This is a genomic window from Cedecea selenatireducens, from assembly GCF_042138895.1.
GTDB classification, from domain to species: domain Bacteria; phylum Pseudomonadota; class Gammaproteobacteria; order Enterobacterales; family Enterobacteriaceae; genus Cedecea; species Cedecea selenatireducens.
In genome coordinates, this window is sequence record NZ_JBHIKW010000003.1 from 456,916 (window position 1) to 471,829 (window position 14,914).

Sequence of the window (14,914 nt, forward strand, 5' to 3'; positions counted from 1 at the left end):
ATTATTGGACAGTCTACCGGCGTGATTAAGGAGCGATAAGCCGCCCTGACCAGGTTAGACTGTTCGCAAAAATGGGATAATTTTGCCGAATTGACGGAGGATTCAATGGATAAGCTGGAAGCCATGCGGGTCTACCGCCACGTGGTTGAAACGCAAAGTTTCGCCAGAGCTGCCGAGCTACTCGGACTACCGAGATCAACCGTCTCCCGCATGATTAAAGATCTTGAAAACTATCTGGCGGTGCAGCTACTTCAACGTACGACGAGGAAATTAAGCATCACGACCGACGGCCAGAACTATTACGCCGAATGTAAAAAAATCCTCGGTGATATAGCCGCCCTGGAATCCTCCTTCCCCGGAAAAACCGGGCAGCCGCGAGGGCGCTTTAAGATTGGTATGCCGCTGTCGCTGGCCCGACATTGTATTTTGCCGGAAATACAGAGCTTTATGGCACGCTACCCTGAACTGGAACTGGTGCTTTGCTCAAGCGATCGAGTTACTGATTTAGTGCAGGAGGGATTTGACTGCGTTATTCGGGCGGGTGCGGTAGAAGATTCCACCACGCTGGTTGCCCGCCAGATCGCGCGCTTCAGGTGGTCGGTACTGGCTTCCGGGCAATACATATCTCAATTCGGAACGCCTAAGACCTTAGAGGATTTGCAACATCATCACGCCGTGGGCTACCTCTCCCACGCCACCGGCAAAACAAGCGAATGGCATTTTGATCGGCAAGGCCGTGACGTATCCGTAAGAATGAAAGAGACGCTGGTTGTGGATGATACCGACGCCTATATCCAGGCCGGCCTTCAGGGTATGGGGTTAATTCGTGTGGCCAGCTACCTGGTGAGTGATTATTTATCCTCCGGGGTGTTAATTTCCTGCCTGGAAGAGTACGCCGTCGATATGCCGCTGTTTCTGGTTTACCCGCAAAGCCGCCATGTTTCCCCGGCGGTACGGGCGTTTTATGACTGGAGTAAAGCCACCCTGACCAGGCACTACGCGCAATAAAAAAGCTCCCAAAGGGAGCTTTTTCGCTTTAGCTACGAACGGACATTATCAGAACGGGATGTCGTCGTCGAAGTCCATTGGTGGTTCGTTAGATGGCGCTGGCGCGCTCTGCTGCTGCGGACGAGCCTGCGCGCCGCCGCTGAACTGGTTGCCGCCCTGTGGCTGCTGAGGCTGACCCCAGCTGCCCTGCTGCTGGCCGCCGTTGCCGCCTGCCGGTGCACCGCCGCCCTGACGGCCGCCGAGCATCTGCATGGTGCCGCCAACGTTAACCACGACTTCGGTGGTGTATTTTTCTACGCCAGCCTGGTCGGTCCATTTACGGGTTTGCAGTGCGCCTTCGATGTAAACCTGAGAGCCTTTACGCAGGTATTCGCCGGCCACTTCTGCCAGTTTGCCGAACAGCACTACGCGGTGCCACTCGGTTTTTTCTTTGGTTTCGCCGGTTTGCTTATCACGCCAGGACTCTGACGTGGCCAGTGTAATGTTGGCAACTGCGCCACCATTTGGCATATAGCGTACTTCCGGGTCCTGACCCAGATTCCCAACGAGAATCACCTTGTTTACGCCTCTGCTGGCCATGTTCGTGTCTCCTGAAACGGTTTTAAATAGTCTAAACCGGGGATTCTACACTATGCCACCCACAATGTTTATAGCTGCGAGGGACATTCCAGAATCTCGGCTAAGTATAGCTCGTTTCATTAAAACACTGGATATTCATTCAGGTTTTATTGTGTCATAATTAGCCGTTTCTGGCCGTCGGTTGTACCTCTACATACATACCAGGCGCATGCAGTCATTATTCCGGGAAAGGTGAATGGATAAGATCGAAGTTCGGGGCGCCCGCACCCACAATCTCAAAAATATCAATCTCGTCATCCCGCGCGACAAACTGATTGTTGTCACCGGGCTTTCGGGTTCAGGCAAATCCTCACTGGCATTCGATACCCTTTACGCAGAAGGGCAGCGCCGCTACGTTGAGTCCCTCTCCGCCTATGCGCGCCAGTTCCTGTCGCTGATGGAGAAGCCGGATGTCGACCATATCGAAGGGTTGTCGCCCGCGATTTCTATTGAACAGAAATCCACATCCCATAACCCGCGTTCCACCGTCGGCACCATCACGGAAATTCATGACTACCTGCGTCTGCTTTACGCCCGCGTAGGCGAACCGCGCTGCCCGGATCACGACATCCCGCTCGCGGCGCAAACCGTCAGCCAGATGGTGGATAACGTGCTGGCGCAGCCGGAAGGCAAACGCCTGATGCTGCTCGCGCCGATCATTAAAGATCGCAAAGGCGAGCACGCTAAAACGCTGGAAAACCTCGCCAGCCAGGGCTATATCCGCGCGCGTATCGACGGCGAAGTATGCGACCTGTCCGATCCGCCCAAGCTTGAGCTGCAGAAGAAGCACACCATTGAAGTGGTCGTGGATCGCTTTAAAGTGCGCGAAGATATCGCCCAGCGCCTGGCCGAGTCGTTTGAAACCGCGCTGGAGCTGTCCGGCGGCTCTGCCGTTGTCGCCGATATGGACGATGAAAAAGCGGAAGAGCTGCTGTTCTCCGCCAACTTTGCCTGCCCGGTTTGCGGCTACAGCATGCGCGAGCTGGAACCTCGTCTGTTTTCCTTTAACAACCCGGCCGGCGCCTGCCCAACCTGTGACGGCCTGGGCGTTCAGCAGTATTTCGATCCAGATCGCGTGGTACAAAACGGTGAGCTGTCTCTGGCCGGCGGGGCAATTCGCGGCTGGGATCGCCGTAACTTCTATTACTTCACCATGCTGCGCTCGCTGGCCGAGCACTATAAGTTTGACGTGGAATCTCCATGGAACGAGCTGAGCGACACGGTGAAGAAAGTGGTGCTGCACGGTTCCGGCAAAGAAACTATCGAATTCAAATACATGAACGATCGCGGTGACACTTCCGTGCGCCGCCATCCGTTCGAAGGCGTGCTGCACAACATGGAGCGCCGCTACAAAGAGACGGAATCTTCCGCCGTTCGTGAAGAGCTGGCGAAGTTCATCAGCAACCGTCCTTGCACCAGCTGCGAAGGCACCCGTCTGCGCCGCGAAGCCCGCCACGTGTTTGTCGAAAACACCGCGCTGCCGACCATCTCTGACATGAGCATCGGCCATGCGATGGAATTCTTCCAGAACATGAAGCTGAGCGGCCAGCGCGCGCAAATCGCGGAAAAAGTGTTGAAAGAGATCGGCGACCGCCTGAAGTTCCTGGTGAACGTCGGCCTGAACTATCTTTCTCTCTCCCGCTCGGCAGAAACCCTGTCCGGCGGCGAAGCCCAGCGTATTCGCCTGGCAAGCCAGATTGGCGCCGGGCTGGTCGGCGTGATGTACGTGCTGGATGAGCCGTCTATCGGCCTGCACCAGCGCGATAACGAACGCCTGCTGGAAACCCTGATTCACCTGCGTAACCTCGGCAACACGGTGATTGTGGTAGAGCACGACGAAGACGCCATTCGCGCCGCCGACCATATTATCGATATTGGCCCTGGCGCGGGCGTTCACGGCGGCCAGGTGGTCGCGGAAGGCACCATGAAGGACATTATTGCGGTGCCGGAGTCCCTGACCGGGCAGTTCCTGAGCGGCAAACGCGAAATTGCGGTGCCGAAACAGCGCGTTGCCGCCGATCCGTCAAAAGTGCTCAAGCTCTCCGGTGCGAAAGGTAACAACCTGAAGGACGTCACGCTGACGCTGCCAGTGGGACTGTTTACCTGTATTACCGGGGTTTCCGGATCCGGGAAATCGACGCTGATCAACGATACGCTGTTCCCGATTGCCCAGCGCCAGCTGAACGGCGCCACTATCGCAGAACCTGCACCGTACCGCGACGTTCAGGGTCTGGAGCATTTCGATAAGGTTATCGATATTGACCAGAGCCCGATTGGCCGTACGCCACGATCCAACCCGGCTACCTACACCGGCGTGTTTACGCCAGTGCGTGAGCTGTTTGCAGGCGTACCGGAAGCGCGTTCACGCGGCTATACGCCGGGGCGCTTTAGCTTCAACGTTCGCGGCGGGCGCTGCGAAGCCTGCCAGGGCGACGGCGTCATCAAAGTCGAAATGCACTTCCTGCCGGATATCTACGTGCCGTGCGACCAGTGCAAAGGCAAACGCTATAACCGTGAAACGCTGGAGATTAAGTACAAAGGCAAAAGCATTCACGAAGTGCTGGATATGACGATTGAAGACGCGCGTGAGTTCTTCGACGCCGTGCCGGCGCTGGCGCGCAAGCTGCAAACGCTGATCGACGTGGGCCTGTCCTACATCCGTCTTGGCCAGTCAGCCACCACGCTGTCGGGCGGTGAAGCGCAGCGCGTTAAGCTGGCGCGTGAGCTGTCCAAGCGCGGCACCGGCCAGACGCTGTATATCCTCGACGAGCCGACCACCGGCCTGCACTTTGCGGACATTCAGCAACTGCTGGAAGTGCTGCATCAGCTCAGGGATCAGGGCAACACCATCGTGGTGATTGAACACAACCTCGACGTGATTAAAACCGCAGACTGGATTGTGGATCTGGGTCCTGAAGGCGGCAGCGGCGGCGGCGAGATTCTGGTCTCCGGCACGCCGGAAACCGTCGCAAGCTGTGAAGCATCCCATACCGCGCGGTTCCTCAAACCGTTGCTGAAGCTGAAATAGTCAAACCGATAATTGCTGCCTGACCTGCTCAGGCAGCAATGTCACCGCCTGCTGATACGAAGCATCCACCAGATAGTAAATTTGCGAACCGGGCAGCGAGCCGTCCAGGTATAGCGTGCTCCAGTGCGTCTTATTCAAATGGGCGCTGGGGAACACATCCTGATGCTGCTGGCGCAGAAGCTCTGCCAGGTCTGGCGTCGCCTTGAGGGAGACCGCCGGGCGCTGATTCTCCGCATGCACCATCGCAAACAGCACATCGCCGACTTTGATTTGTGTAGCCTTCCAGTCGCTATGCACGCTCTGCTCTGCGCCTGGTTTCTTCATGCAGTACTCTAGAAGTTCCGAATTCGTCATCTCGATTTCCTCGTCCTGATAGTCTGGCCGGAAGCATTCGCGGCAGGATTAAGTGTGCGCCAAAAGCGCATAATCGACGAGGAAAATTGATTAAAAAAACGGCAGTTAATTTGCGTTAACTGCCGTGTTTGATACCGGGATTAATACTCGGAGTTGACGATGACTTCTTCGCCAAACGAGCCTGCTTTTGGCAGCGGCTGATAGCTGGAGTTCGAGGCTCGCAGGATGCGGATCCCGCGCGCGCCAACGTCCTGCGCGGCGGTAATGTCGTTATCGGAGTCGCCGTAGAAGATTTTGATTTTCTTATCTTTCAGCCACTGCGTTTTGGTGTTCTGGCCTTCTTTATCCCCGGCAAAAATCACCGGATTTACGCTCGGCTCTGGGATCAGGAAGTCGTTTTGCAGGGTTTTGGTGACGGTTTCGGTTTTGGTCTGGCTACGCCCGGTGACAAAGTAAACGCTGTCGCCACGTTTGAGGTGCATGGTGATCAGGCTCTTCGCCACCTCTTTTGGCATGCTGAAGTCGTCCCAGCCGTTGTTCATTTTTTCCCAGAACGCGGGATTTTTCAGGTAATCCTGTTTGCCCGGTGAGAACTCTTTTTGCCCGCGGTAAAAGCCAGGGCTGGAAAACAGTACGGTATCGTCAATATCAAAGCCAACCGCGATAGGTTCACGGCCAAGCAGGCTGTTTTCAATTTGTGCCACGGAGACCCAGTGGATTGGCATCTGCTGCGCCAGCTGAGCAACGGTGACGCCAGGGTTAAGCGGAGCGGGTGCGGATTCAGTTGCCAGCGCGGCATGATTAAGGCCTACCAGCAGGCAGGCGGCACTGAGTGCCAGGGCGATCTTACGCATTGTTTTCCCTTTTATTTTCTGTTTTTAATTGTTGTTTAAATGAGCAGCCTTGCCATAAAACATTCCGACCATACCCGTCGGGGACCGATCTACAAAGGTTTTTTTCAGTTTAATGTCGCAGAAAACAGGCAGAGTCACAGAATGGCGGTGTGATTTCCTCTCCCTGCCGGGAGAGGAAAAAGGGAACGTTAAAAATCAAATATTGTTAGCGAGCACTTACATTACAGCAGCAAACGCCTGCGCCACACGCTGGACGTTGCCGTGGTTAAGCCCAGCCACGCAGATACGGCCGCTGGCCAGCAGGTAAACGCCAAACTCATCGCGCAGGCGGTCGGCCTGAGCTGCGTTTAGCCCGGTGTAGCTAAACATGCCGCGCTGTTTCAGCAGGTAGTCAAAATTACGCCCCGGCACGGCTTTGGTCAGTACTTCCACCAGCACCTGACGCATTTCCAGAATACGCACGCGCATGGTTTCTACTTCGGCCAGCCAGCTGGCTTTCAGCTTCTCGTCGTTCAGGACGGTGGCCACAACCTGCGCACCAAAGCACGGTGGGCTGGAGTAGTTCCGGCGCACGGTGGCTTTCAGCTGACCCAGCACACGCCCTGCGGCGTCGCTATCTTCGCAAACCACGGAGAGCCCGCCAACGCGTTCTCCATACAGGGAGAAGATTTTAGAGAAGGAGTTGCTCACCAGCATTGGCTGGCCGGATGTGGCGATAGCGCGGATTGCATAAGCATCCTGCTCCATGCCGGCGCCAAAGCCCTGATAGGCGATGTCGAGGAACGGAATCAGGTTGCGAGCTTTAAGGATTTCTACCACCGCGTCCCACTGGCTGTCGATCAGGTCTGAGCCGGTTGGGTTGTGGCAGCAAGGGTGCAGCAGCACGATGCTGTGCTCAGGCAGCGTATTCAGTTTTTCCAGCAGCGCATCAAAACGAACGCCGTTGGTTTCGCTGTCGAACCACGGATAGGTGTTAACGGTGAAGCCCGCACCTTCAAAGATGGCGACGTGGTTTTCCCAGGTTGGGTCGCTGACCCACACCTGCGAATCCGGGAAATAAGTTTTCAGGAAGTCAGCGCCGATTTTTAGGGCACCGGAACCGCCAAGGGTCTGTACGGTCGCAATACGGCCTTCCACCAGCGCCGGATGATTGGCGCCAAACAGCAGCGGTGCAATCGCGCTGCGGTAGCCGTTCAGGCCTTCCATCGGTAAATAGAGAGAGGCGCCATGCGGCTGCGAGTTCAGGCGAGCTTCCGCTTCCGCGACGGCCTGTAACTGCGGGATAACCCCGTCTTCATTGTAATAGAGGCCGATGCTGAGGTTTACCTTGTCGCTGCGCGGATCGACTTTAAAGCGTTCCATGAGGGAAAGGATCGGGTCGCCAGCATAGGCGTCAACTTTTTGAAACACGGTGAGGTTCTCCTGGTTTACAGTTCGCGGATTTCCACTGTAAACCAGGCGAGGACACTCAGTCCAGATACTTCATGGTCACCCTTGAAGTCAGGCGAGTGATAAGTTCGTAAGCACTTACATTTGAGTATTCAGCAATGCGCTCGACCGGCAGCCCGTCTCCCCAAAGTACCGCGCTATCGCCCGGTTTTTCAGCGGCATCAGGCCCCAAATCGACGCAAATCATGTCCATGGCGACGCGTCCAACAATCGGTACTTCCCGGCCATTGACCAGCACCGGCGTCCCCGACGGCGCGCTGCGCGGATAACCGTCGCCGTAGCCCATCGCCACCACGCCGAGGCAGGTGTCACGCCCGGCAATCCAGGTGCCGCCGTAGCCGACCGGCTCACCGGCTTTATGACCGCGAACCGCTATCAGGCTTGAGGTCAGGGACATGACGGGCTGGAAGCCAAAATCCTCGCCCCACGGCTTTTGCTCCAGCGGAGAAACGCCGTACAGAATGATGCCCGGACGAACCCAGTCCATGTGCGAATCAGGCCACAGAAGAATACCGCCCGAGGCGGCAATGGAACGCTGCCCCGGCTTGCCTGCGGTAAAGGAATTGAAGATATCGAGCTGACGCGGCGTGGCGTCGGATTCCCGCTCATCGGCACGCGCAAAGTGGCTCACCACGTTCACCGGCTGGCTCACGTTTTTGCAGGCAGCCAGGCGCTGATAGAACGCTTCTGCGTCTTCCGGACGCACGCCGAGGCGATGCATCCCGGTGTCCAGCTTCATCCAGACGGTAACAGGCTGGCTCAGTTCGGCCTGCTCAAGCGCTTCCAGCTGTTGGATGCTGTGGATTGCCGTTTGAAGATTCTGAGTGGCAATAACGGGCAGGTCTTCAGCATTGAAGAACCCTTCCAGCAGCAGAAGCGGCTTGGTGATACCGCCCTCTCGCAGGCGCAGGGCCTCTTCGAGTCGGGCCACGCCAAACGCATCGGCGTTTTCTAAGGTGCGGGCGGTCTCCAGCAGACCATGCCCATAGGCGTTTGCTTTCACGACTGCCACCATGCGACTGTTCGGGGCCAGTTCGCGCAGGCGTTGCAGATTGTGTCGCAGAGCGCGGCGGTTAATCACGACGGTTGCCGCTTGCATGTTCGTTCCTTGCTCAATGTTTGGATTAAATTGTGCCAATCCTCTTAATCATTCAGGTCACAGCAGGGCGGCTTGAAGGATGACGAGGATTTTTATTCTTCGTCGTACTGCGGCCCGGTGTAGTTGTCAAAGCGCGACCACTGGCCGTTAAAGGTCAGGCGCACGGTGCCAATGGGGCCGTTACGCTGCTTACCGATAATGATTTCCGCGATGCCTTTCAGGTCGCTGTTCTCGTGGTAAACCTCGTCGCGGTAAATAAACATGATCAAGTCGGCATCCTGCTCGATAGAGCCGGATTCACGCAGGTCGGAGTTAACCGGGCGTTTTTCAGCACGCTGCTCCAGGGAGCGGTTAAGCTGCGACAGCGCCACAACTGGTACCTGAAGTTCTTTCGCCAGCGCCTTGAGCGAGCGAGAAATCTCGGCGATTTCCAGCGTACGGTTGTCGGACAGGGACGGCACCCGCATAAGCTGCAGGTAGTCGATCATGATAAGGCTTAGGCCTTCATGCTCGCGATAAATACGGCGGGCGCGGGAGCGAACTTCGGTCGGCGTCAGGCCGGAGGAGTCATCAATATACATGTTGCGCTTCTCCAGCAGGATACCCATGGTACTGGAGATACGCGCCCAGTCCTCGTCGTCCAGCTGGCCGGTACGAATTTTAGTCTGATCGACGCGAGACATGGAGGCCAGTATACGCATCATGATCTGCTCGCCGGGCATCTCAAGGCTGAAGATCAGCACCGGTTTGTCCTGCGTCATGGCGGCGTTTTCACACAGGTTCATCGCAAAGGTGGTTTTACCCATCGACGGACGAGCCGCCACGATTATCAGGTCGGAGCGCTGGAGGCCAGCGGTCTTCTTGTTCAGATCCTGGTAACCGGTATCCACGCCCGTGACGCCGTCGTGCGGCGTCTGGTAGAGGGACTCAATACGCGACACCGTGGCTTCAAGAATCTGGTCGATACTTTTCGGACCTTCGTCTTTGTTGGCACGGTTTTCCGCAATCTGGAAGACGCGGGACTCGGCGAGATCCAGCAAATCTTCACTGTTACGTCCCTGCGGGTCGTAGCCGGCATCGGCGATTTCATTGGCAACAGCAATCATTTCACGCACAACTGCACGTTCGCGCACGATATCGGCATAAGCGCTGATGTTCGCCGCACTTGGCGTGTTTTTAGAAAGCTCTGCGAGATAAGCAAAACCACCGACGCTCTCGAGCTGCCCCTGAAGTTCCAGAGATTCTGAAAGCGTAATCAGGTCGATGGGTTTGCTCATTTCGAGCAGACGCTGCATTTCGGTGAAGATCATGCGGTGCGGACGGCTGAAGAAGTCGTTAGCGACCACGCGCTCGGCGACGTTGTCCCAGCGTTCGTTATCCAGCATTAAACCGCCCAACACCGACTGCTCCGCCTCGAGCGAGTGCGGCGGCATCTTCAGCCCTTCTACCTGACGGTCGCGGGGTTCTTTCGGTTTGTTGAAGGGTTTATTTCCTGCCATAGTGAGGGAGCTACCAAATTCATAGTGAGAGACCGGGAAGTATAACCATTCTTGTCACTCTTCGACACAAGGAGTTTCCATGGCAACGCGCATCGAATTTAGCCAACACGGCGGGCCAGAAGTACTGAAAGCCGTTGAGTTTACGCCGAAAGATCCGGCAGAAAACGAAGTTCAGGTTGAGAACAAGGCTATTGGTATTAACTACATTGATACCTATATCCGCAGCGGGCTCTACCCGCCTCCGGCGCTACCGAGCGGGCTGGGCACCGAAGCCGCCGGCGTTATCAGCAAGGTCGGCAGCGGCGTCACTCACCTGAAAGTTGGCGATCGCGTTGTTTACGCGCAATCCGGTCTCGGCGCTTACAGCAGCGTACACAATGCGCCAGCCGATAAGGTCGCAAAACTCCCGGACGCAATCTCCTTCGAGCAGGCCGCGGCCTCGTTCCTGAAAGGGCTGACCGTGTTTTACCTGCTGCGTAAAACCTACGAAGTCAAAGCGAATGAAATTTTCCTGTTCCATGCGGCGGCCGGTGGTGTGGGCTTGATCGCCTGCCAGTGGGCGAAAGCGCTTGGAGCAAAACTGATTGGCACCGTGGGCTCGGCACAAAAAGCCGATCGCGCCCAGCAGGCTGGCGCCTGGCAGACCATTAACTATCAGCATGAAAACATCTCTGAGCGCGTCAAAGAGCTAACCGGCGGCAAGAAAGTTGCGGTGGTTTATGACTCGGTAGGGAAAGAGACCTGGGAAGCTTCGCTCGATTGCCTGCAGCGCCGTGGGCTGATGGTGAGCTTTGGCAACTCTTCCGGGCCGGTGACCGGCGTGAACCTGGGCATTCTGAACCAGAAAGGTTCGCTTTATGTGACGCGCCCTTCTCTTAATGGCTATCTCACCACCCGAGCGGAGTTCGATGAGGCCTGCAACGAGCTGTTTTCGCTGATCGCCAGCGGCGCAATAAAGGTGGATGTTGAAGAGAACCAGAAGTTTGCGCTTAAGGACGCGGTGCTCGCCCATAAGACGCTGGAAAGCCGGGCGACGCAGGGTTCAAGTTTGTTGATCCCATAACTGATTGAAATTCCGGAAAGAATTAGGGCTTCCCGTAGGAAGCCCTTTCTTTTTTTGTTCGTGCCGTATGTAGGGTACAGCGCGATGAATTCTTGTTACTGCCAAAGGATATTCGCAGATTTAATAAGTAAATGAAATGACGCTGCCGGGTTTAAGTTCAGGCTTGTGATCTGCTCCTCAATACCTAAATTATCCCGGCGGCTTTACGGCTAAAGCTGGCGTTTATCGGCCACCAAAGACAGCGCATGTTCAACCACGTCAATGCCTGCCCCGGCTTTATGGGCGTTCTCACTTAAGTAGCGACGCCACTGTCGCGCCCCAGGAATGCCCTGGAACAGGCCGAGCATATGGCGAGTGACATGGCCCAGATAAGTCCCGTTCGCCAGCTCGCGTTCAATGTACGGGTACATCGCACGCACTACGGCGACAGAGTCGCTGTCCACCACATCAGCCCCGAAAATCTCACGATCGACCGTGGTCAGCAGGCCTGGGTTTTGATAAGCCTCACGCCCGACCATCACGCCGTCCAGATGCTGAAGATGCGTTTTGGCTTCTTCCAGCGTTTTGATACCGCCGTTAATGGCCATCGTCAGGTGCGGGAAATCGCGCTTGAGTTGATATACCCTCGGGTAATCCAGCGGCGGGATTTCACGGTTTTCTTTCGGGCTCAGGCCAGAAAGCCAGGCTTTACGCGCGTGGATGATGAACATCTCGCATTCGCCCTTACCTGCCACCGTGCCGATGAAATCACAGAGAAATTCGTAGCTGTCCTGGTCATCAATGCCGATGCGGGTTTTCACCGTCACCGGAATAGAAACCACGTCGCGCATCGCTTTAATGCAGTCGGCAACCAGCTGTGCTTCGCCCATCAGGCAGGCACCAAAGCGCCCGTTCTGCACACGATCGGAAGGACAGCCAACGTTAAGATTGATTTCATCGTAACCGCGCGCTTCGGCAAGCTTCGCGCAATGTGCCAGCGCCTGCGGGTCACTTCCGCCCAGCTGCAGCGCAATCGGATGCTCATCTTCGCTATAGGCCAGATAGTCCCCTTTGCCGTGAATGATCGCCCCGGTGGTCACCATTTCGGTGTACAACAGCGTGTGGCGAGACAGCTGACGCAGGAAATAGCGACAGTGGCGGTCGGTCCAGTCGAGCATCGGTGCAATGGAGAAGCGGTGCGGCTGGAAAGGAGTCTGGTTGCTTTGTGAGGACATACGTTTACGCAGGCTACGATTAAAAAAGGGTCGCTACTATAGCATAAAGCTGCGCCGGGGCATCAGGCTGCCCCGGCATTCAGCCTCAGAAGGCTACGCTCAGCTGTGCACCAGCGCCCCAGGTCTGATCCTGGCCATACAATCCCATCAAATCGACGTTCACATGTTTACCCGCCGCGAAGCCCACGCCGCCGGTAAAGACGTTGCTGTCGTTATTTTTCACATCGGCGCGGTAACCGGCACGCAGCGCCAGCCATGACAGTGGCCTCACTTCGGCACCTACGCCAACGTACTGGGAATTAGCCTCGCTTTTGAAGCCTTTCGTTTCGGTCAAATCCCCATCGGCGCTCAGCGTCACCAGCTCGTTGTGCCAGGCCACGCCAGCGGTAACCAGCGGACTGATTTGATAAGTATCTTTATAGTTGCGGATCTCACCGGTGCGCCCGTTAGTGATGCGGATATCTTTGGTGTCGATATCACGGGAAACCAGGTTCTGGCCGCTCAGGCCGACGGTCCAGTTTTCACCCAGATCCGCCGCAACGCCGGCATCGAGGTTAAATCCGGTGTCATCGTTACGGTACTGGCTGTTTTTCCAGTCTCCGCTGCGGTAGTCGTAAATGGAGGTGGTGTAGTTATAAAGCCAGGTTTTCTGCAGCTTTGGCGTGACGCCAACGGAGACCGGCACGCCCCCGACGTCAAACTTGTGGGCCAGCGCAATGCCGTAATCAGAAACGATAGCCGCACGCCCGGATGCGGTGGAGTTCAAGTTACGGGTGATACGGTCTGAGCCGTTTAGCGCCGCATCAATCGCTACGCTGCCCGCCACCAGGCTGGAATTCTGGATGCTGTGCAGATAATCGATATCATTTTGATCGATTGAGGAGCTGACCTTCGCACGAGCATAAGCCCTGGTGACAAAAGCCACTGAGAGTGTGTCATTTGGAATACTCACCGCAATACCCGCCGCGGCTTTGGCATGCGCCGTTTCACCTCGTAAATCTTCAAGCTCCCCGGCTAAATCCCCGGCCGCGCTACGGAACTGATTTAACGTACCGTTCGGATTTAAAAGAATATCTCGCGGCGTTAGCGATCCAATGGATTGTTTATAGTTATCAACTTTATCGCTGATATCATCTATGCGGTCCTGGAGGTTATCTTTATCCGTTATTTGTGCGCCAACCGTCGGCAGAATAACGGTAATATTGTCATCTGGCTGGGAGCGCGCTAATAGCGCCGGGTTGATTAATACGCCGCTGCCATAATTAGCAGAAGCCACGCCTGTTCCCCCCATCGCATCGTTACGCGCCTCGGACCAGGTTCCTGCCGCCCCGGCCTGATGGGCAATAAATAACGTTGCGGCGAGTGTCGCCACCGAAGATTTTATTTTATTCATTCACAGCACGCCTGTCTGATTGTCAGATGAAGTAATTCGCCCCTGACAGTTATGACTGAACAGAGGCAGACTATTGCTGTGAATAGCGCGATAAAAAGATGGATATTTGAACCATCGGGAACCCAAATATATCCATAGGGTTAGCGTCTCATCGTTTCCTTGCTAATTAATTTATAGTTTACCCTTTGGCTTTCGTGAAGGCAGACCGTTATGCGGGCCAAAGAATTGCGGGGGATGATCTATCCAGCGATCCTTACGCTGCATGGCGTAAGACTGATTTAGCGGATAATAAATTTTATTTTCGGCTTTATTCGCTTCCCCAACGACCAATAGCCGAACGTCCTGCCCGGTATTATTGATAAAGGTATGGCAAATGCCTGTTCCGGCAGGAAAACCTACGCTATCGCCGGGTTCAAGCTGCCAAAGGTGGCCATTGATCCACACTTCCGGGTGCCCTTCGAGCACATAGGCAAACTCTTCTTCGCTGCTCTCAGCGTGGGGATAAGAGGTTCTGCGCCCAGGCGGAATGCGTTCGTGGTGAATACCAAGACGGGATAAGCCAAAACTGCGGGCCAGCGGGGCACCAATAGAAAACAGCTCCGGGCTGTCCGGGTAGGTTGAATTATCCCTGCCTTCCAGCTCGCGCCAGTGGCGAATACAATCGGGTTTTTGCATTACTTCCTCCTGGGTAGATAGGGTCATTATGTACCAGGATTCGGCGTTTTATCCGCATTATGGTAAAGTATTGAGTCAATGACCGGGAGAGGCAGATGGACACCACGACTTCGCAAAACGTGTTAGCACAGGCTGAAAAGCTGTGTCTGCAACGCAATGTACGCCTGACGCCGCAGCGTCTCGAGGTGCTGCGCCTTATGTCCGAGCAAACTGGCGCCATCAGCGCCTACGACCTGCTGGATCTCCTGCGCGTCAGCGAGCCACAGGCAAAGCCGCCCACCGTTTACCGTGCACTGGACTTCCTGCTGGAGCAGGGTTTTGTGCATCGCGTGGAATCAAACAACAGCTATGTGCTGTGCAATTTTATCGACCACCCCACCCACTCTTCCGCAATGTTTATTTGCGACAGATGCGGTGCCGTCAAAGAACAGGCGGCTGAAGGTGTGGAAGATATTATGCAGAAGCTGGCGTCAAAAATGGGTTTTGCCCTGCGCCACAACGTGATTGAAGCCCACGGGCTGTGTTCAGACTGTTCGGAAGTTGAAGCCTGTCGCCACCACGGCGCCTGCAATCACGACCATACGATACAGCCGAAGAAAAAGCGTTAAGAAGGGTAGGTACATCCTTGTACCCGGGCAGGATTGGTTTTACGGATTAGCA

Annotated in this window: 13 protein-coding genes; 4 read left to right on the plus strand and 9 right to left on the minus strand. The window is 55.7% G+C overall.

What is annotated here, in order from left to right; all coding sequences use genetic code 11:
• The first annotated feature begins 105 nt into the window (after nucleotides 1–105).
• Nucleotides 106–1,008, plus strand: coding sequence for a LysR family transcriptional regulator (locus ACE38U_RS07630; RefSeq protein WP_375529427.1), 903 nt, complete (start codon nucleotides 106–108; stop codon nucleotides 1,006–1,008).
• Nucleotides 1,009–1,056: 48 nt separating this feature from the next.
• On the opposite strand, the gene ssb1 is transcribed toward ACE38U_RS07630, so the two are convergent.
• On the minus strand, nucleotides 1,057–1,587 hold the full coding sequence (gene ssb1, locus ACE38U_RS07635) for a single-stranded DNA-binding protein SSB1 (protein WP_038476657.1): 531 nt from the start codon (nucleotides 1,585–1,587) through the stop codon (nucleotides 1,057–1,059).
• A gap of 235 nt (nucleotides 1,588–1,822) precedes the next feature.
• Between ssb1 and uvrA the strand changes: the two genes are divergently transcribed.
• Entirely contained in the window at nucleotides 1,823–4,654 is a 2,832-nt protein-coding gene (gene uvrA, locus ACE38U_RS07640) for an excinuclease ABC subunit UvrA (protein ID WP_038476660.1), read from the plus strand.
• On the opposite strand, the gene ACE38U_RS07645 is transcribed toward uvrA, so the two are convergent.
• The 5 genes from ACE38U_RS07645 to dnaB all read right to left on the minus strand — a co-directional run bounded on the left by ACE38U_RS07645 (nucleotide 4,655) and on the right by dnaB (nucleotide 9,909).
• Nucleotides 4,655–5,008 (minus strand): MmcQ/YjbR family DNA-binding protein, encoded by a 354-nt coding sequence (locus ACE38U_RS07645; protein ID WP_038476663.1) that lies wholly within the window; start codon nucleotides 5,006–5,008, stop codon nucleotides 4,655–4,657.
• Between the two features lie 140 nt (nucleotides 5,009–5,148).
• Entirely contained in the window at nucleotides 5,149–5,862 is a 714-nt protein-coding gene (gene aphA, locus ACE38U_RS07650; RefSeq protein ID WP_038476667.1) for an acid phosphatase AphA, read from the minus strand.
• 216 nt (nucleotides 5,863–6,078) lie between these two features.
• Nucleotides 6,079–7,272: an amino acid aminotransferase gene (locus ACE38U_RS07655; protein WP_375529428.1), complete on the minus strand. Its 1,194-nt coding sequence runs from the start codon at nucleotides 7,270–7,272 to the stop codon at nucleotides 6,079–6,081.
• 58 nt (nucleotides 7,273–7,330) lie between these two features.
• Nucleotides 7,331–8,410: an alanine racemase gene (alr, locus tag ACE38U_RS07660; protein ID WP_038476673.1), complete on the minus strand. Its 1,080-nt coding sequence runs from the start codon at nucleotides 8,408–8,410 to the stop codon at nucleotides 7,331–7,333.
• Between the two features lie 92 nt (nucleotides 8,411–8,502).
• Nucleotides 8,503–9,909, minus strand: coding sequence for a replicative DNA helicase (gene dnaB, locus ACE38U_RS07665; RefSeq protein WP_038476676.1), 1,407 nt, complete (start codon nucleotides 9,907–9,909; stop codon nucleotides 8,503–8,505).
• Between the two features lie 79 nt (nucleotides 9,910–9,988).
• On the opposite strand from dnaB, the gene ACE38U_RS07670 reads away from it, so the two are divergent.
• The gene (locus ACE38U_RS07670) at nucleotides 9,989–10,972 is read left to right on the plus strand and encodes a quinone oxidoreductase (RefSeq protein ID WP_038476679.1); all 984 of its coding nucleotides are present in this window, start codon (nucleotides 9,989–9,991) and stop codon (nucleotides 10,970–10,972) included.
• A 209-nt stretch (nucleotides 10,973–11,181) separates the two neighbouring features.
• Here the strand turns inward: ACE38U_RS07670 and dusA are convergent, their stop codons facing one another.
• The 3 genes from dusA to ACE38U_RS07685 all read right to left on the minus strand — a co-directional run bounded on the left by dusA (nucleotide 11,182) and on the right by ACE38U_RS07685 (nucleotide 14,254).
• Entirely contained in the window at nucleotides 11,182–12,186 is a 1,005-nt protein-coding gene (dusA, locus tag ACE38U_RS07675; RefSeq protein ID WP_038476682.1) for a tRNA dihydrouridine(20/20a) synthase DusA, read from the minus strand.
• Between the two features lie 85 nt (nucleotides 12,187–12,271).
• Complete coding sequence (locus ACE38U_RS07680; protein ID WP_176981235.1) at nucleotides 12,272–13,579, minus strand: conjugal transfer protein TraF; 1,308 nt, start codon at nucleotides 13,577–13,579, stop codon at nucleotides 12,272–12,274.
• 171 nt (nucleotides 13,580–13,750) lie between these two features.
• Nucleotides 13,751–14,254 (minus strand): cupin domain-containing protein, encoded by a 504-nt coding sequence (locus ACE38U_RS07685; protein ID WP_176981236.1) that lies wholly within the window; start codon nucleotides 14,252–14,254, stop codon nucleotides 13,751–13,753.
• 95 nt (nucleotides 14,255–14,349) lie between these two features.
• Here ACE38U_RS07685 and zur point away from each other — a divergent pair, with 95 nt between their 5' ends.
• Nucleotides 14,350–14,862 carry a zinc uptake transcriptional repressor Zur gene (gene zur, locus ACE38U_RS07690; protein WP_038476691.1) on the plus strand — a complete coding sequence of 171 codons (513 nt, stop codon included), beginning with the start codon at nucleotides 14,350–14,352 and terminating at the stop codon, nucleotides 14,860–14,862.
• Nucleotides 14,863–14,914 lie beyond the last annotated feature (52 nt).